The sequence below is a fragment of the Nonomuraea sp. NPDC049480 genome (assembly GCF_044465905.1).
In the GTDB taxonomy this organism is placed as follows: domain Bacteria; phylum Actinomycetota; class Actinomycetes; order Streptosporangiales; family Streptosporangiaceae; genus Nonomuraea.
In genome coordinates this window covers 36,483-53,094 of the sequence record NZ_JBITMD010000005.1, presented here as the reverse complement: position 1 = coordinate 53,094, position 16,612 = coordinate 36,483, and the positions used below count along the sequence as shown (strand labels likewise).

Genomic DNA, 16,612 nt, shown 5'->3' with positions numbered 1-16,612 from the left:
CCGGCGAGGGTGGCGAAGGCCGCCTCGTCGCGAAACGGCCGGGGCCTGACCAGGACATCCAGCATTGGGCTGCGGTGATCCCCCGCGCATCTGCAGCAGGTGGCCGGCATGCTCGTCGACGAGCTTGGCCAGTTCCTCATCGGCGGCGTGCACCTCGTCGGGCGTCAGCGGCTCCCAGCCCTCGGGTGAGCTCCCCGACCGCGGTTGCCGCGTCGTCCCCGATGCTGATGACCGGGTCCGCGCCGAGCTGCTTGCCGGGCCTCCATCTGGGCTGGGGCCGGATCGACGGCGACAAAGTGCTCGGAGTGAACAGGTGCGCTGTGGTGATCGCCGCCGGGCCGATCGATCCGGCCGCGACGACCATGACCGTGTAGCCCGGCCGGACCCGCCTGTTCAGTTCCGGCCTCGCGGGAAAGGACTATCGCCTCTGTTTGCCGGCGTCAAGGTTCACGAGCATGAGTACGCAGACCCATACGGGCATCAATTCGCCGACCGGGAGAAAGGGCGAGCATGAAGGATCTGGAAGTGACGTCTTCGTCTGGGCTGTCGTCGGCAGAGGCGGCCTTGAGGCTTGAACGGGACGGAGCCAATCTGCTCCCGCAGCAGCCGCCCGTGCCTTTGTGGCGGCGTATCGCCGCGCAGCTTCGCGATCCGCTCATCGTCGTCCTGCTCATCGCGGCGGTGCTGACCATCACGACAGGTGATTGGGCGGACGCGGCCGTGATCATGCTGGTGATCGTGGTCAACACCACGGTCGGGGTGGTGCAGGAGATTCGGGCCGATCGGGCGATCACGGCCCTGGCGCAGCTCGCGAGCCCGGAGGCACGGGTGGTTCGTGATGGTCGCCAACAGCAGATCCCGTCCGGTGACGTGGTGGTCGGGGACCTTCTGGTGCTGGCCGAGGGCGACATTGTCCCCGCCGATGCCGTGGTGGTCGAGTCGGCGGCCCTGCTTGTCGACGAGTCAGCGTTGACGGGCGAGTCGGTGCCGGTGGACAAGGGCGGCGAATCGCCGGTCTCGTCTGGCACCGTCGTGGTGCGCGGCCGGGGCCGGGCGGTGGTCACCGCGGTCGGCGCGGCGAGTGCGAGCGGTCGCATCGCATCCCTCATGGTCAAGGGGGCCGGGCTCACACCGCTGCAGCGCCGCCTGGTGGGAGTGGGCCGACTGCTGGCCGGCGTCGCCGTGCTGCTGTCAGCGGTGGTCCTGGCACTGGGATTGGTTCAGGGACAGCCGGTCGAACTGATGGTGATCACCGCGATCAGCCTGGTGGTCGCCGCCGTACCCGAGTCCCTGCCCGCTGTCGTGACGTTGAGCCTGGCCTTGGGCGCTCGCCGGATGGCCGCACGCCATGCCCTCGTACGCAAGCTGCCCGCCGTGGAGACGCTGGGCTCGGTCACCGCGCTCGCCACCGACAAGACCGGCACCCTGACCGAGGGCCGGATGGTGGCCCGGCACCTGTGGACTCCGGCGGCGGAGGCCACGATCAGCGGCACCGGATACGCGCCCGACGGCCAGATCGTCAGCGATCAGGCGTCGGACCCCAGCGCCTTCAGCGAGTTGCTGACCGCGGCGGTGCTCTGCAACGACGCACGGCTGTCGCCGCCGCAAGACACACATGGCGAGCATGGTGAATGGACGGCGCTGGGCGACCCCACCGAAGCGGCCCTGCTGGCCGCCGCCGCCAAGCTCGGCTTCGACCGCAAGGACGTCCAAACGCACTTCCCCAGGGTGGCCGAGCTTCCCTTCGACAGCGACCGCAAGCGGATGAGCACCGTGCATCGTCTGCCCACCGGAGACGCCCGGCTGATCTGCAAAGGCGCGCCCGAAGCCCTGCTCCACCAGCCTGTTCTGGTGGATGATCCGGAGCTGCTCGCCGCTGCTGCGGAGCGTGCCGACCAGTTCGCCAGGGCCGGATACCGGGTTCTGGCGGTGGCGAGCACGGATCTGCCCGCCGTTCCACTCACGGTTGAGGAGAGCGGTCTGTCGCTGCTCGGGCTGATCGCGATCCTGGATCCACCACGTCCCGCGGCGGCCACCGCCGTCGCCGACTGCAAACGGGCCGGGATCAGACCGATCCTCATCACTGGAGATCATCCCGGCACCGCCCGCGCCATCGCCACTGACCTGGGCATCATCGAGGCCGGTGACCGGGTCGTCGACTGCCGCGAGCCCGGAGCGCTCGATCAGGGCCAGGCCGGCGTCTACGCGCGAGCCACGCCGGAGCAGAAGCTCGACATCATCCAGAGCCTGCAAGCCCGGGGAGGTGTCCTGGCCATGACCGGCGACGGGGTCAACGACGGCCCGGCGCTGCGACGTGCGGACATCGGCGTAGCCATGGGCAAGCGCGGCACCGAGGTCGCGCGTCAGGCGGCGGATCTGGTGCTCGCCGACGACAATCTGGACACCGTCGTCGCGGCCGTAGAGGAGGGCCGCCGGGTCTATGCCAACATCCGCCGCTTCCTGGTCTACGGCCTGTCCGGGGGCGCGGCCGAGATCGCCGTGATGCTGCTGGGCCCGTTCGTGGGGCTGCCGCTGCCTCTGCTTCCCGCTCAGATCTTGTGGATCAACCTGCTCACGCACGGGCTGCCCGGCGTGGCCCTGGGTGGCGAGCCGACCGTGCCGGGAACCATGGCGGGGCCGCCCCGACCTCCGAGCCAGAGCATCCTCGGCGCGGGGCTGTGGCAGCGTGTCATCCGGATCGCCGTCGTGCTCACCGCCGTCACCCTCGGCGTCGCCCTCTGGGCTTCCCACACCGGACGGCCGTGGCAGAGCATGGCCTTCTTCGCCCTCGGCGCCACCCAACTCGGGGTCGCCCTCGGTTCGCGAACTCGTCCAGGGTCTCTGGCCAACCCCATGCTGCTGTTCGCCGTCGCCGGCGCATTCGTCTTGCAATTGGCGGCGCTGTACGTGCCGCCGCTGCGCCAGCTGCTCAGCACCCAACCACTGGGGGCAGGTGACCTGCTGATCGTCACCGGGCTGTCCGTACTCGGCTATGCCGCAGCACGCCTCGACCGGATTTTGCACCCCTCCCCCGCGCCCAAGGAAGTCCAGCCGAGCCATCCGCAGACAGCCGCCGAACCACCGCGCCGGACCGGCGATGACGAAGAGCCTCAGTGACGCGACACAACCTGCGCGGGTAGTCACCTACCGAAATCACGCAGTCCGCCCATGAAACCTTCGATACAGGAGTGAGCACATGATCGTAGTTGGAGTCGACGGCTCTCGTGCCGGACTGGAGGCCGCCGGCTGGGCCGCCAGGGAGGCGGCGTTGCGCGGCGTCATGCTCAAGGTGGTGCACGCGATGCCCGGGTGGGCGCTCGAGACCCCCGAGCGCGGCCAGTACGGCGGTGTGGCCCGGTGGATGCGTGAGAACGCTCACGTGGTCCTGGCAGCCGGGGTGGACCGGGCACGCCGGGAGGCGCCGGAGGTCGATGTGAAGTTCGAGCCCTTGCCGGGAGATCCTCGTCCGGCGCTGGTCCGCTGTGCGGCGGACGCGGAACTGCTCGTCGTCGGAAGTCACGGTCTGGGTGGTTTTCGCGGGCTGCTCCTCGGCTCGGTCGCCCAAGGCGTGGCCGGGCATGCTCCGTGTGACGTGGTCGTGGTCAGGGAGGTGCGTCCGCCGAGAAGTGAGGTGGTGGTCGGCGTGGACGGATCTCCCGCCGGCGACAAGGCGGTCGGATTCGCTTTTGCGGAGGCCGCGTTGCGCGGTGTGCCCCTGCGTGCCGTACACGGCTGGTCATCGCTCGATCTGCGCGACGGGTTCATGCCTCTGCCGGATGACGGCGAGGTTGAGAAGGGAGAGGTACGGCTGCTCGACCAAGCGCTGTCGGGCTGGATCGACCGCTACCCCGGAATCGAAGTGGTGCAGGAGGTCGTCCATGGCCATCCGGCCGATGTCCTGAGACATGCGTCGCAGGACGCCGCGCTCCTGGTGGTCGGATCCCATGGGTACGGCCAGCTCGCCGGCATGTTGCTCGGCTCGGTGAGCCAGGCAGTACTGCATCACGCGTACTGCCCAGTGGCCGTCGTACGGACGCGAACATCGGGCTGACGACTGCACACTCCGCCCGGGAGCATCCCGCAGCACCAGCCACGCGACGCCCGCGTAGACCGCGAGCACGACCGCCGTGACGACGAACGGCGCGGCCGTGCCGCCGGCGCGCACCAGGGGGCGGTGGTCAGCGCACTGATCGCGGTGCCACCCATCCCCGCACCGAAGACCCCCACCGCCAGCCCCCATGCTGAGCCCGTTGGGGCCGCGGTCGCCTGGCTACCCACCTCGCCCGATTGTCTCCTGCCGGTCTCCGTCGTGGGGTTCTGCCTCATTCCGACTGCCTCGCCGGCCGGGCTCCGCCGCCGCGCATCCTTGGGGCGATCGTTCGCGGCGGGCCTCACCGGGCCTGAATCTCCGGCTTCCCTACCCCCAGCCCCGCCACACAAAGCAGGCATATCCCCCGATGGACATCGGCGGGGCGGCGTGTCAGTGGCTTATAGCCCCTTCCACCTCGTCCTCACGGTCGGCGTTCAGTTCGTCGTCGCGTACCTGGGCGGCGGTGATGGCCACGGTGGTGACGATGTCGGCGACGGTGGCACCGCGGGACAGGTCGTTGACGGGCTTGCGCAGTCCTTGGAGCACCGGCCCCACAGCCACCGCCCCCGCGCTGCGCTGGACGGCCTTGTAGAGGTTGTTGCCGGTGTTGAGGTCGGGCACCACGAACACGGTGGCTCGCCCGGCCACCTGGCTGTCGGGCATCTTGGTCCGCGCCACCGAGGGATCGACTGCGGCGTCGTACTGGATTGGTCCTTCCACCGGCAGGTCGGGGCGGCGCTCGCGGACCAGGTCGGTGGCGGTGCGGACCTTGTCTACATCGGCGCCGGCGCCCGAGGCGCCCGTCGAGTACGACAGCATGGCGATCTTGGGGTCGACGCCGAACAGGGCGGCGGTGCGAGCCGAGGAGATCGCGATGTCGGCGAGCTGCTCGGCGCTCGGATCGGGGTTGACCGCGCAGTCGCCGTACACCAGCACCCGATCGGCCAGGCACATGAAAAACACGCTGGAGACCAACCCCAGGCGCAGGATCTCGAACGCCGGCCTGATGGTGTGCGCGGTGGTGTGCGCCGCACCCGAGACCATGCCGTCGGCCATGCCGGTGTGAACCATCAGCGTGCCGAAGTAGGACACGTCGGTAACGGCGTCGCGGGCCAGCTCAACGGTCATCCCCCGGTGCGCCCGGACTCTGGCGTACTCGCGGGCGAACCGCTCGCGCAGTTGGGCGTCGAACGGGCTGAGCACCCTGGCCTCGTCCAGGTCCAGGCCGAGCTGGGCGGCCTGCGCCCTGATCCGCTTCTCGTCGCCGAGCAGGGTGAGCTCGGCCACGCCACGGCGCAGCAGCACGTCGGCCGCGCGCAGGATGCGCGGCTCCTCGCCCTCGGGCAGCACGATGTGCCGCCGCCGGGCACGCGCCCGCTCCAGCAGCTCGTACTCGAACATCAGCGGCGTGACGACGTCGGTCTTGGCGATGGCCAGCCGGTCGAGCAGCAGCCGGCCGTCGACGTGTTCGGCGAACAGCCGCAACGCCGTGTCGATCTTCCCGCTGGCCTCGGGGGTGAACTGGCCTTCCACCGCCGACAGACGGGTCGCGGTGTCGAAGGTGTCGTGGTCGGTGGCGATGACCGGCAGCGGAATGGCCATGCTGCGCAGCAGCCGGTCCACCGGGGCGGGCAGATCCGTCCCGCCCGTCATGATCACCGCCGACAGGGCGGGAAAGCCCGGCGCCGCATGCGCCGCGACCAGCCCGGGCAGCAGCGCGGCGGCCCGATCGGACGGGATGATCACCGCTGCGCCCTCGGTATAGCGGTCCAGGATGCTGGGCAGCGACATCGCGCCCACCATCAGAGCGCTCACCTCCCGGCCGAGCCCGTCACGCTCGCCGAGGAAGAACCTGCCCTCGCAGGCATCCAGCAGATCGGCGACGGTGGGCGCGCGCAGGGAGGGAGCCTCGGGCAGCACGAACACCGGCGTGGGATGCTCGATCGCGAGGTGCCCGGTCGCCGCCCGGGTGACCACGACCGCGAGCTCCCGGGCGTGGTGCTGCGCCAGCTGCCGGGACGACAGCTCGACCGCGGCGGCGATCTCCGAGACCGTCCTTCCTCGCCCGCTCACCACGTTCAGCACGGGCGTTCCCAGGTCCGCGGCGAGCCTGGCGTTGAACTCGAACTCGGTCGGCGCACCCACGTCGGTGTAATCGGTGCCGACCACGACCACCGCGTCGCACCGCACCGCGAGCGCACGGTAGCGGGCCACGATGTCACCGGCCGCACGTTCGGCGTCGGCGTGCACCTCGTCGTAGGTGACGCCGGCGTACCTCTCGTAGGGCAGGGCGAGCTGGAACCTGCTCCGGATGGTGTTGATCAGGTTGTCCCCACGACCCGCCCGCACCACCGGACGGAACACACCGACGGTCTCCACCTGCCGGGACAGCAGCTCCACTATGCCCAGGGCGACCGTGCCCTTGTTGCTTCCCGCCTCGGCCGCCGCGACGTACACCGCACGTGTCATGTTCACCATTCTCGACGGGCGCGGCAAGCCCCCACACATCGGGGAGGCGACTCAGATCAGCCAGCGGCTACGGCGCACCACGGTCAGCGGAGTCCAAGCCTTGCCCAGGCCCACGCAACGCTGGCGTAGCAGGCGGAACGCGCGGCGTGTCGTCCCCGCGGATCTCGCGTTCCCGTGTCGGCTGAGGGGTGAGGAGTGCCGGTGGCCGGACAGGTTCTGCAAGGCACGCGAGGGCAGGATCGATCGCACCTACGCCTACCTGCTGGTGGATCACCTGCGACGGCTGGAGTTCCGGGTCTGAGCTGCGGCCCGAGACCGTCAAGATGGCCAAACCTGGGGCGGTACATGGCGGCGATGGGCGCGGAGTGCGCCGGCCCGCTCGGGGCGGCGCCGTTCGTCATAGCATCTTCAGCAAAGGAGGATCGTCCGCCCCTTCAACAGCCGGGAAGGCCAGGGGCGGGAGAGGTGAAGCGAGCCGTGAATGCATCCGACACCGATGGGCATCGCATCACTTGGACTTTCCTCACCCATCACGCCCGGGTACTGGTGGAGATTGCCCGTGACCCCGAAGTGCGCATGCGCGACATCGCCGCCAGGATCAACATCACCGAACGCGCGGTGCAGACCATCGTTACCGACCTGCACGAGGCCGGGTACCTGACCCGCGAGCGCATCGGCCGGCGCAACCGCTACAACCTCGACCTCGACATGCACTTGCGCTATCCCACCGAGGCCGGGCTGCCCGTTCGCCTGCTGATCACCATCTTCACCGACCGCGACCTGCACTCTCACGCGGATTGATCGGCCGCTCTTGCGCGCCTCAGGCGGCTGACCGGGGAACCGTGACCGGCATGGGCGTCCGGGGAACACCGTGGTGACTCGCGTTTCCAGACGCCCATGCCCTGCACGAGCCGACTCCCCCTCCGCAGCCAGCCGCCACTCATACATACCAGTAGTCATATGGACACGTAAAGTGAAGTCAGGCCAGGGCGCCACAGACTTCAGGAAGGGGGCCGTTTCCCGTTTACTCCCGCAAGCGACGATCTCCAGATCGGTCAGCCGCCTGTCAGCCAAGCCCCCGCCAGCGCCGAAGGGGGCTGATCATCTGATGCCGTAAGGCCACCGCCGAGTTCTTTGTCGTGGAGGACCGAGAGTTGGTGACCGACCGACTGAACGTGTTTCCCGACCGCCAAAGGCCTTTGCATGACCGAAGGTTCATACTCAAGATGACATATGACCTTACGCCGGACTCCTGGGGTGTTCATCGCGCTGGTCTTCGCCCTCGCTGTGCCGTTCTGGCTGGTGGGAGCGTTCTCCGGAAGCATTCCTGGCATGCCCATGGAACTGCCCGTCAGCGCACTGATGGTCGTCTGCCCGATCGTCGCCGCTGTGATCCTGCTGCGTAGGCAGGACGGACGGGGTGCGACGCGGCGGCTGCTGCTGAAGTCCCTCGCCCCCGGAGGCATGCGGCGGACGCCCTGGCTCGTCACCGCGTTTCTCTTGGTGCCCGCGATCGGGCTGGTCGCCTTCGGGTTGGCGTCGATCGGCGGGATCCCCGCCGGCACGCACGCCTCACTGCTCGCCACGCCGGCGCTGTTCGCGACGTTCTTCGTCGCCGCCGCGTGCGAGGAAGCGGGCTGGATGGGGTACGCGGCCGAAGGCCTGCGGCAACGGTGGGGCGCTTCCGGCACGGGAGTCGTTCTGGGCGTGGCGTGGGGTGCCTGGCACTTGGTGCCACTGGTCCAGGCCGGTCGCTCTCCGTGGTGGATTGGCTGGTGGTTCCTCAGCACGGTCGCGGCGCGGCTGGTCATCGTCTGGCTCTACGACCGCACCGGCAGGAGCGTGCTGTCGGCGGTGATCTTCCACGCCATGCTGAACGTCACGCAATCGGTGCTGCCGGGCTACACCTCTAACACGCTCCTCGTCGCCTGCACCGCGCTGGTCACCACCGCCGTCGGCGTGGCACTACTCGCACTGGCCCCGAGGTGCTCTGCGCCATCGCCGACACCATGACCGGAATTGTCGGCGGCCTCCGGAAGGCCCTTATCAGCGGCTGGTTGGGAAGGAAGGTGTACGACGACGCGGCAGGACCCGCCTAGCCGCAAACAGCTACCAGTCCCCTGGGCTGTTGGGTCTTGCCCAGGCCCTACCGCGGGCCGCGGACGGCTGTGGCGGACAAGGACATGAGAGAGCTGCGCAAGGCGACGCCCACCCCTGGGGCATCGGGGTGGGCGTGTGGTCTTCCGCACTACTTCAGCCAGGCGTTTTGCTGCACGATCGGCAGCTTCCCCAGGCCGAGCGTGGTGCCGGCGTTGGCGAGGGCGAGACCGATGAGCACGATCGAGTAGATGATGTGGTCGTCCATGAACGGGTTGTTGGCCAGGGGCAGCTCGGCTGCCCACATCAGGACCAGCATCAGGCTGCCGGTGACGGCGGCGATGCGGGTGCCGACGCCGAGGATCAGCGCGAGACCGATGCCGAGCAGGCCGGCCATGAACAGCCAGTCCACCCACGCCTGGCCGGCCAGGGCGCTGAAGAAGCCGCCGAGCGCGTTCTCACCGGAGCCCTTGAGGAACCCGGTCGTGGGGCTGCCGCCCTCGACCCAGGCGCGGTTGGCCGGAGTGGCGAAGCCCCAGCCGAAGGTCTTGTCCAGGAACGCCCACAGGAAGACCCAGCCGATCGAGATCCGGGCGATCGCCCATACGTAGTCGACGGGGCGGCGTGCCTGCGTGCCCGTGCTGGCCGGGGTCACGGGCCGGTTGATGGTGGTGGCCATGACGGTCCCCTTTCATTGCTGATTGGTCGTCTCCGTTACACCTCAATCACACCGTCTGCGCCCCTTTCGGGGCAGTGCCGTACGACCCGCAGCGCCAGGACCTTGGTCCCATAAGTTGCCGCGGCATGACCAACGCCTGAGCGCCACCATCCCTCGGCACGACTCGCCGCCGCGATACCGCCAACCGGCCCGGCGGGCACCGGCTAGCGGTGCGAGGGACCTTCGGCAGGACTTCCGTCCCTGGCAGCACCCGCACTCACGGGCAAGCCTGGGGCCCTAGGAGGTGCGTCATGACTACTGCACACACCATCGACCTCGCGGTCAGGCGGCTTCTGGTGGCGGCTGGGGAGGCGCCTTCGGCGCTCAACACTCAGCCGTGGCGCTTCAGAGTGCGCAACGAGAACATGATCGAGATGCTGGCCGACTGGGACCGGTGGCTGCGGGTGAGCGATCCACGCGGACGTTCCCTGCACGTGAGCTGTGGCGCCGCGCTGTTCAACCTGCGCGTCGCGGCCCAGGCAGCACGACGCAGACCCGCCGCTGAGCTGCTCCCCGAACCGGGGGAGGCGTCCGGCCTGCTGGCCACGGTCCGGTTCGACGCGCAGGCGCCGTCGTTGGCCGACATGCGGGAGCTGTATGAGCTCATCCCGCACCGGCGCACCAACCGGGAGCCTTTCAGCGAGCGGCTCATCCCGGCATCGGTGCTGAGCGAGATGCGCACCGCCGCCTCGCTTGAGCGCGCCAGGCTGCTCTTCCTGGACCGGCGCAGTGCCATCGACCTGCTCGACTATGCCGCCATCGCCGAGAGCGAGCTGGCCGGCAATCCGGAGTACCTGGCCGAGCTGGCGGCTTGGAGCACGGGCCAGGGCGTGCCCGCTCATGTCCAAGGACCACAAGCCATCGGCGACATGGACCCGGTCCGCGACTTCGGCCGCCGTACCGGCAGCGCGCGCTTTGAGGCCCGTCCTCAGCTGGCGGTGCTCACCACCGCCGGCGACGAGCCGCTGGACTGGCTACGCGCCGGGCAGGCGCTGCAGCGCGTGCTGCTGGTGGCGGCCAAGCATGCGGTCTCGGCGTCGTTCCTCAACCAGCCTCTCGACCTGCGCGACATGCGGCGCCACAGCGATCCGCATCATCGGCGCGGCCACCCACAGATGATCATGAGGCTCGGCTACGGCCCGATGGTGCCCCGCGCGCCACGCCGGCCCGTGGCCGACCTTCTAGTCGAGAACTGACCAGAAGGCCACCTGAGAACAGTGCTTGCGAGTGGTGGGCGGCATGGAGGATCCGCGCGTCCGGCCTGGGGAAGATTAGGCTCTTGTGTCCGTTGTCCAACCACCGCACCAGGTAGGGCGGCGATCCGTCCGTGTGGCTCACCTCCACGATGAGCCCCTTGCGGCGGGTGCTGTCGCCGCGCGTACCCTCCAGGACCAGCCGATCGCCCACTGTCGCCTTCATCGCCGTCTCCTCAGGAGCGTGGGCCTGTCCTTCCCTTTCACCCTCCAAGCCCCGCCCGGGCCGGGGCGGGGCCGGAGGTCTCCGCGGCGAAGGACTTTCGGCCCTCACCCAGGAGCCGTACGGCTCTGCAGTTCCCGCCTGGCTCCTCTCACAGTGTGCTGAAGGAGGTTGTCCGATGAAGAGCTCGATTCATCCGTTGCTGCTGCGTGTGCGCCTGTACCGGCACGACGACAATCCATTGCGCCGCCGTTCCGATCGGCTGGAGTCCTTTTTCATGCTGGCGACTGTGGTCCTGGTGCTGGTCAGTCTCTGGCCTGCCGTGGTCACCGGGCGGGCGGTCTACGAGGGCGCTGTGCGAGATCAGAGCGTCGGGACCGGAGTTCGACGGCAGGTCATGGCCACGTTGACGCAGGACGCTCCAGCCGCCCGCGTGTCGTTCTCGGAGGTCCCCGCCGCGAAGCCGGAGGCTATGGCGCGCTGGACGACCCCTGAGGGCGCGGCGCGAAGCGGCCTGGTGCCCGCACCCCCGTTGGCCAAGGTGGGCTCGGTGGTCCCGGTGTGGATCGATGCCGCCGGGGCACCCGCCTCACCGCCCGCTGACGGTGCGGTACTCGCCGGGCGAGGAATGGTGATGGGGCTTCTGGTCGTGCTCGGGACCGGGTTGCTCGTGCTGACGGCGTTCTTGGTCTTCCGCCGGCGGCTGGACCTGGTCCGGTATGGCGAGTGGGAGGCCGGATGGGTGCGGGCCGCCGAGCAATGGCGCCACCCCAGGCAACCGTAAGACTTTCCTCCCGAGTTCATGCGGCGGCGGCCGGGTGGACGAGCCTGCCGAGCTCGTCCTGGATGGCGCGCGCGAACTGCTCGACCTCGGGCACGGTGTCGTAGTCGCCGGTCACGCCGAAGGTGACCTGGTCACAGTAGGAGAAGACGGAGACGCCGGTGCGCAGCCTGGCGATGATCGGGACGTATGGGAAGAGCTCCAGGGCGCGGCGGCCGAGGAGGTACAACGGCACGGGCGGCCCGGGGACGTTCGTGGTGACCGTGACCACGGTGCGCTGCGGAAGGCGGGCGAGCAACCGGGTCACCCAGGATACGGGAGGGAACGGCTCGTGGCGGGCCAGCGTGGTCATCGCCTCACCGGCCTGCGCCTGCATGCTGGCCTTCAGCTCCGTGAGGTGCGCGCGCACAGCTTGGAGGCGCTCGTCGGGGTCGGCCAGATGCACGGGGAGGAACGCCAGCATGACCGAGATCCGGTTCTCGCAGACGCCTTCCTCGCCACGGGACCGTACCGACACCGGCACCGCCGTGCGCACGGCGTGCGGGTCCGGATCCTCGCCGCGCTGGAGCAGCAGGGAGCGGAAGGCGCCGGTGATGGCAGACAGCGCCACGTCGTTGAGGCTCGCGCCGGCTTGGTGGGCGGCCTGCTTCATCTCAGCCAAGGACGCGCGGGCGACGGCGTAGCGGCGGCGCTCGCCGATGGGGCCGTTGAGCGTGGAGCGGGCTGTCGGCCAGAGTGAACCCGCAAAGGTCAGCAGACCGCGGGCGGTGTCCGCGATGCGCTGCGCGGTGGCGTGTGGCGTGCGGAGCGCCTCGCCGATCATGCGGAGCTGCTCGATCGGGTTGAGCAACAGATCACGCACCGCGTCGGCGATCAGGCGCGGCGTCGATGGCTCCGGATCGGGGGCATAGGCATCAAGCGGCGCCTCGCTGCCGTTCCCGTCGGGCGACAGATCGAAGAGCACGTAGTACAGGTTGGCGCCGGAGACGCCGTCGACCAGGCAATGGTGCACCTTGGACACCAGCGCCCAGCGCTCACCGGACAGCCCGTCCAGCAGCCAGTACTCCCACAGCGGCCGGTCTCGGTCGAGGCGCCGCGACATGATCTCGCCGATCCGCTCGCACAGCGCCGCATCGTCTCCCGGCTCTGCCACGCTCGCGTGCAGGATGTGCCGGTCGAGATCGAAGTCCGGATCGTCGACCAGGACGGGCGCGCCGAGGTCGAACGGCACCTGCCGGGCCTTCTGCCGGTACAGGGGGACCAGCGGTAACCTGCGCCGCATGGCCGCGACGAGCTCTTCCTTGGACGGCGGTGGGCCCTCCATGACGGCGATCGACGCGATCGCCATCGAGACCTCCGGTTCCTCGTCTTCGACTTCGAGGAAGGCCGCGTCCAGTGGGCTGAGGTGGTCGGTCATTGTCGGCCCTCCCCTTGGTCTTGTGTGGGTTTCCTCAAGCCTCCGAGCGGGACGCGTGGGTGCACAGAGTCTTAAGTCCTGGTCCGACCCGCCATTTGCCACGCCCTTGCCCCCAATCCGAGGGTCAGCTTTCGGACACCACCGCCACCGGGCAGGGCGCGTGCTGGAGAAGGTAGTTCGCGGGGCCGAGGCGGGTGGCGCGCGTGCGGCCGATGACCATCAGAGTGGCGCGATCGACCGCGTCGCCCGCCTGGGTCCGAACCTCAGGATGGCGTGTCACCCACTCGGTCAGGTCGGCTGTGGAGGCGAGGGGAAGCCGGCGCAGGGCGGCCTCGCCGAACGCGAACTCCAGCACGGCCGTGTCCGGCTCCTTGCCGGCGACGACGATCGGCCCGGGGTCGGTGGGTGCGGGCAGTGGTCCTGGGCCGCGTACGACGATCACGGGGCAGTCGGCGTGGGCGGCAACGTATCCGGCGACCGAGCCGACGACCGCCCGGGGCAGCACGCTGAGGCCGCGGGAGCCGACCACGACGAGTTCGGCGGTGCTGGAAAGCTCGACGAGGCGCTCCGCGGCGGGGCCTTCGTACAGGTCGGTCTCGACGCGTACGCCCGCGCTGGTCGAGCGGGCGCAGTCGGCGCCGTGCCATAGCACGTGCTCGGCCGCCTTGCGCAGGTGGGCCTTGGCTTCCTCTTCCGCCTCGCCGTACGGCCATTGCCAGGCGTGGGCGACAGTCAGTGTCAGCTTCCTCAGCTCGGCCTCGTCGAGCGCCCAGTCCAGGGCCTGCATGGAGAAGTCCGAGCCGTCGTAGCCGAGCACGATGTGGTTCATGTCAGCGGCCCCCTTCGAACGTCCATGGGACCAGCCTCACGTATCCATGGCTCGATGAGCAGGGACCTTCGGCCCCAAAGGCGAGGGTCCTACGGCACTGTCCGCCGCACGAGGCCGGCGGACAACCTCGGGATCGAGAGCCATATCGCGGAAGAGAGACCGGCATGCCCGAGGGATACGACGTACTGCTGCGTGACGGTGGCATCGCCCACGTGCGCCCACTGCGCCCCACCGACCGCGACGCCTTGCACGAGCTGATCGACCGCTCCTCAGAGCGCTCGGCGTACCTGCGCTTCTTCACTGGTGGCCGCAAGACCGCACACTCCTATATGGACCGCATCACCAGCGACAAATACGGCGGACACGCTCTGGTTGCCGGCTTCGGTGGGCGACTGATCGGGGTAGCGGAGTACATCTCCAGCTGCGATGGCAGTGCCGATCTGGCGATCCTCATCGACGACGCCGTGCACGGGCACGGCCTGGGCACCTTGCTGCTCGAGCACGTCGCGCTGGACGCCGCCGCGCATGGGGTTCGGGAACTGGTGGCGGACGTGCTGGGTGAGAACCGGCCGATGCTGCGGGTGCTGCAAGACCTCGGCCTGGAGCTGACGCAACGCTTCGAGGAGGGCATGCTGCACGTCACCATCGCCGCCGAACCCACCCCTCGGTTGCACGAGGGGATCGCGGCTCGCGATCACGAAGCGGGACGGGCGTCACTGGCATGGGTGCTCGCGCCCCGCTCGGTAGCGGTGATCGGCGCCAGCCGCGACGAGCGGGCCGTCGGGCACAAGGTGCTGCGCAACCTCATCGACGGCGGCTTCCGCGGGCCGATCCACCCCGTCAATCCGAACGCCACCGAGATCGCCGGACTGGCCTGCCATGCCAAGGTCCCTCATGGCGTGGATCTTGCGGTCGTGGCGGTGCCTGCCCGGCACGTGCTGGACGTGGCCCGCGACTGCGCGGATGCGGGCGTGGCCGGGCTTGTCGTGCTGTCGTCCGGGTTCGCCGAGACCGGACAGCGCGACGTGGAGTCCGAATTGCTGAAGATCTGCCGTGCGGCTGGCATGCGCCTGGTCGGGCCGAACTGTCTGGGCGTGGTGAACACCGGTGCCTGGCTGAATGCCAGCTTCCTGCCGCACCGCCCCGTCCGTGGCCGGGTGGCGCTGATGTCGCAATCGGGCGCGGTGGGTGCCGCGTTGCTGGAGCGGCTGGATGTCTCCTCGTTCGTGTCGGTCGGCAACAAGGCCGACGTCAGTGGCAACGACCTCCTCGAGTATTGGGAGGACGACCCAGGCACCGATGTGATCGCGTTGTATCTGGAGTCGTTCGGCAACCCGCGTAAGTTCGCCCGCATCGCCCGCCGGGTGGGGGCACGAAAGCCGGTGCTGCTGGTCAAGAGCGGCCGCGGCGGAGCGGGTGACCGGGCGGTGCGTTCGCACACCGCCGCCGCGGCCACCCCCGACGTGGCGGTGGATGCGCTGGTCCGCGCTGCCGGTGTGATCCGGCTCGACAGCGTGCACGAGCTGATCGACACCGCCAAGCTGCTGGCCGCCCAGCCGCTGCCCGCCGGCCGCCGGGTCGCGATCGTCGGCAACTCCGGCGGACCGCAGGCGATGGCCGCCGACGCCTGCGAGCGTCACGGCCTCGTCGTTCCGGAGCTGCCGCCCGGGCTGCTGGACGCCCGTGCCGCCGCCTCGGTGGGCAACCCCGTCGACCTGACGGCCGATGCCAGCGCCCCCGAGATCGGCGCCGCCGTCAAGGCGCTCGTCGAGGCACCGGACGTGGACGCGGTCCTCGTTGTCTACACCCCGCCGTTCGGCGATGGCCTCGACGCCACCCGCCAGGCCATCGCCGAGGCTGCCAAGGATACGGACAAGACGGTGCTGGCCTGCGTCATCGGCCACGACGGCCTCATCGACGGCCGCATGCCCAGCTACGGCTTCCCCGAGCAGGCCGTGCAGGCCCTGGCGCACGCGGTCCGCTACGCCGAATGGCGCCGACGCCCTATTGAATCCACCGCCGCGCCGATGTCGGTGGACGTGGCTACGGCCCGCGAGATCGTTCAGGCGGAGTTGGCGAAGCATCCTGAGGGCTGCTGGCTCTCGCCCGCAGCCACCGCCCAGCTGCTGCGCAGCTACAGCATTCCCTTTGCGGAGACGCTAGATGCGCACAGCCCTGAGGCCGCGGTGGAGGCGGCAGTTCGCGTCGGCCTGCCCTGCGTGCTCAAGGCCGTGGGTCCGGTGCACAAGAGCGATGTCGGCGGTGTCCTGCTCAACCTGCGGTCACACGATGAAGTGCGGCAGGCCTACCACGCGATGTCGGCGCGGATCGGCCAGGAGATGACGGGCGCAGTCGTCCAGCGCATGCTGCCAGCGGGCGTGGAGATCATCGTCGGTGGGGTCAACTACCCGGCGTTCGGACCACTCGTCATGGTGGGCATGGGCGGGGTGACGGCGGACCTTCTGGCCGACCGCGCCTTCCGCGTGCCGCCCATCACCGACGCCACCGACATGATCGGCGAGCTGCGCTGCGCCCCGCTGCTGCGCGGCTACCGTGGCTCCCCGCCCCTGGACGTCCAGAGCCTGGCCGACCATGTCACACGGATCGGCAGGCTGCTGGAAGACCTGCCGCAGGTGGCCGAACTGGACCTCAACCCCGTCATCGTCACACCGGACGGCGCCACCACGGTGGACGCGCGAATCAGAGTGGCGCCGTGCGAGCAGCCGCCCTCGCCACTGCTGCGCCGCATGCGCTGACCAACGACCGTCCTGCTCGGGACTTCCGTCCCTACTTCC

14 protein-coding genes are annotated in these 16,612 nt (G+C 69.6%); 9 read left to right on the top strand and 5 right to left on the bottom strand.

Translation table 11 applies throughout. The features are described from left to right. The first annotated feature begins 185 nt into the window (after nt 1-185). The 3 genes from ACIBX3_RS16195 (at nt 186) to ACIBX3_RS16185 (ending at nt 4,051) form a co-directional block, all read left to right on the top strand. The gene (locus tag ACIBX3_RS16195) at nt 186-374 is read left to right on the top strand and encodes a hypothetical protein (protein WP_397117498.1); all 189 of its coding nucleotides are present in this window, start codon (nt 186-188) and stop codon (nt 372-374) included. A 151-nt stretch (nt 375-525) separates the two neighbouring features. Beyond that, nucleotides 526-3,117, top strand: coding sequence for a cation-translocating P-type ATPase (locus ACIBX3_RS16190; protein ID WP_397117496.1), 2,592 nt, complete (start codon nt 526-528; stop codon nt 3,115-3,117). Between the two features lie 79 nt (nt 3,118-3,196). Continuing rightward, the gene (locus tag ACIBX3_RS16185; protein ID WP_397117494.1) at nt 3,197-4,051 is read left to right on the top strand and encodes a universal stress protein; all 855 of its coding nucleotides are present in this window, start codon (nt 3,197-3,199) and stop codon (nt 4,049-4,051) included. 429 nt (nt 4,052-4,480) lie between these two features. Here ACIBX3_RS16185 and pta read toward each other — a convergent pair whose 3' ends face one another. Next, nucleotides 4,481-6,559, bottom strand: a complete 2,079-nt coding sequence (gene pta / locus ACIBX3_RS16180) for a phosphate acetyltransferase (RefSeq protein ID WP_397117492.1) — start codon at nt 6,557-6,559, stop codon at nt 4,481-4,483. Here pta and ACIBX3_RS16175 point away from each other — a divergent pair. The 3 genes from ACIBX3_RS16175 to ACIBX3_RS16165 all read left to right on the top strand — a co-directional run bounded on the left by ACIBX3_RS16175 (nt 6,558) and on the right by ACIBX3_RS16165 (nt 8,572). Then, nucleotides 6,558-6,860 carry a hypothetical protein gene (locus ACIBX3_RS16175; protein ID WP_397117490.1) on the top strand — a complete coding sequence of 101 codons (303 nt, stop codon included), beginning with the start codon at nt 6,558-6,560 and terminating at the stop codon, nt 6,858-6,860. The genes pta and ACIBX3_RS16175 overlap by 2 nt on opposite strands. 164 nt (nt 6,861-7,024) lie before the next feature. Beyond that, a complete protein-coding gene (locus ACIBX3_RS16170; protein WP_397117488.1) occupies nt 7,025-7,360 on the top strand; it encodes a helix-turn-helix transcriptional regulator in 336 nt (111 codons plus the stop codon). Between the two features lie 432 nt (nt 7,361-7,792). Further along, nucleotides 7,793-8,572: a CPBP family intramembrane glutamic endopeptidase gene (locus ACIBX3_RS16165; protein ID WP_397117486.1), complete on the top strand. Its 780-nt coding sequence runs from the start codon at nt 7,793-7,795 to the stop codon at nt 8,570-8,572. 235 nt (nt 8,573-8,807) lie between these two features. On the opposite strand, the gene ACIBX3_RS16160 is transcribed toward ACIBX3_RS16165, so the two are convergent. Next, the gene (locus ACIBX3_RS16160; protein WP_397117484.1) at nt 8,808-9,335 is read right to left on the bottom strand and encodes a hypothetical protein; all 528 of its coding nucleotides are present in this window, start codon (nt 9,333-9,335) and stop codon (nt 8,808-8,810) included. Nucleotides 9,336-9,625: 290 nt separating this feature from the next. Between ACIBX3_RS16160 and ACIBX3_RS16155 the strand changes: the two genes are divergently transcribed. After that, the gene (locus tag ACIBX3_RS16155) at nt 9,626-10,570 is read left to right on the top strand and encodes an Acg family FMN-binding oxidoreductase (RefSeq protein WP_397117482.1); all 945 of its coding nucleotides are present in this window, start codon (nt 9,626-9,628) and stop codon (nt 10,568-10,570) included. Here the strand turns inward: ACIBX3_RS16155 and ACIBX3_RS16150 are convergent. Next, nucleotides 10,494-10,793 (bottom strand): DUF1918 domain-containing protein, encoded by a 300-nt coding sequence (locus tag ACIBX3_RS16150; protein ID WP_397117480.1) that lies wholly within the window; start codon nt 10,791-10,793, stop codon nt 10,494-10,496. The two genes, ACIBX3_RS16155 and ACIBX3_RS16150, sit on opposite strands and share 77 nt — an antisense overlap. A 175-nt stretch (nt 10,794-10,968) precedes the next feature. On the opposite strand from ACIBX3_RS16150, the gene ACIBX3_RS16145 reads away from it, so the two are divergent. After that, on the top strand, nt 10,969-11,574 hold the full coding sequence (locus tag ACIBX3_RS16145) for a hypothetical protein (RefSeq protein WP_397117478.1): 606 nt from the start codon (nt 10,969-10,971) through the stop codon (nt 11,572-11,574). A gap of 16 nt (nt 11,575-11,590) precedes the next feature. On the opposite strand, the gene ACIBX3_RS16140 is transcribed toward ACIBX3_RS16145, so the two are convergent. Both ACIBX3_RS16140 and ACIBX3_RS16135 read right to left on the bottom strand, forming a co-directional pair. Continuing rightward, on the bottom strand, nt 11,591-12,988 hold the full coding sequence (locus ACIBX3_RS16140; RefSeq protein WP_397117476.1) for a wax ester/triacylglycerol synthase family O-acyltransferase: 1,398 nt from the start codon (nt 12,986-12,988) through the stop codon (nt 11,591-11,593). A gap of 124 nt (nt 12,989-13,112) precedes the next feature. Next, nucleotides 13,113-13,817 carry a universal stress protein gene (locus ACIBX3_RS16135; protein ID WP_397117474.1) on the bottom strand — a complete coding sequence of 235 codons (705 nt, stop codon included), beginning with the start codon at nt 13,815-13,817 and terminating at the stop codon, nt 13,113-13,115. A gap of 164 nt (nt 13,818-13,981) precedes the next feature. Here ACIBX3_RS16135 and ACIBX3_RS16130 point away from each other — a divergent pair, with 164 nt between their 5' ends. Further along, nucleotides 13,982-16,573, top strand: coding sequence for a GNAT family N-acetyltransferase (locus ACIBX3_RS16130; protein ID WP_397117472.1), 2,592 nt, complete (start codon nt 13,982-13,984; stop codon nt 16,571-16,573). The last annotated feature ends 39 nt before the right edge of the window (nt 16,574-16,612 follow it).

What these genes read in the sequence shown, in the direction of transcription:
- ACIBX3_RS16160 (WP_397117484.1), bottom strand. Translation starts at nt 9,335, where the DNA reads ATGGCCACCACCATCAACCGGCCCGTGACCCCGGCCAGCACGGGCACG.
- ACIBX3_RS16140 (WP_397117476.1), bottom strand. Translation starts at nt 12,988, where the DNA reads ATGACCGACCACCTCAGCCCACTGGACGCGGCCTTCCTCGAAGTCGAA.
- ACIBX3_RS16175 (WP_397117490.1), top strand. Translation starts at nt 6,558, where the DNA reads ATGTTCACCATTCTCGACGGGCGCGGCAAGCCCCCACACATCGGGGAG.
- ACIBX3_RS16145 (WP_397117478.1), top strand. Translation starts at nt 10,969, where the DNA reads ATGAAGAGCTCGATTCATCCGTTGCTGCTGCGTGTGCGCCTGTACCGG.
- ACIBX3_RS16185 (WP_397117494.1), top strand. Translation starts at nt 3,197, where the DNA reads ATGATCGTAGTTGGAGTCGACGGCTCTCGTGCCGGACTGGAGGCCGCC.
- ACIBX3_RS16130 (WP_397117472.1), top strand. Translation starts at nt 13,982, where the DNA reads ATGCCCGAGGGATACGACGTACTGCTGCGTGACGGTGGCATCGCCCAC.
- ACIBX3_RS16150 (WP_397117480.1), bottom strand. Translation starts at nt 10,793, where the DNA reads ATGAAGGCGACAGTGGGCGATCGGCTGGTCCTGGAGGGTACGCGCGGC.
- ACIBX3_RS16165 (WP_397117486.1), top strand. Translation starts at nt 7,793, where the DNA reads ATGACCTTACGCCGGACTCCTGGGGTGTTCATCGCGCTGGTCTTCGCC.
- ACIBX3_RS16135 (WP_397117474.1), bottom strand. Translation starts at nt 13,817, where the DNA reads ATGAACCACATCGTGCTCGGCTACGACGGCTCGGACTTCTCCATGCAG.
- pta (WP_397117492.1), bottom strand. Translation starts at nt 6,559, where the DNA reads ATGACACGTGCGGTGTACGTCGCGGCGGCCGAGGCGGGAAGCAACAAG.
- ACIBX3_RS16155 (WP_397117482.1), top strand. Translation starts at nt 9,626, where the DNA reads ATGACTACTGCACACACCATCGACCTCGCGGTCAGGCGGCTTCTGGTG.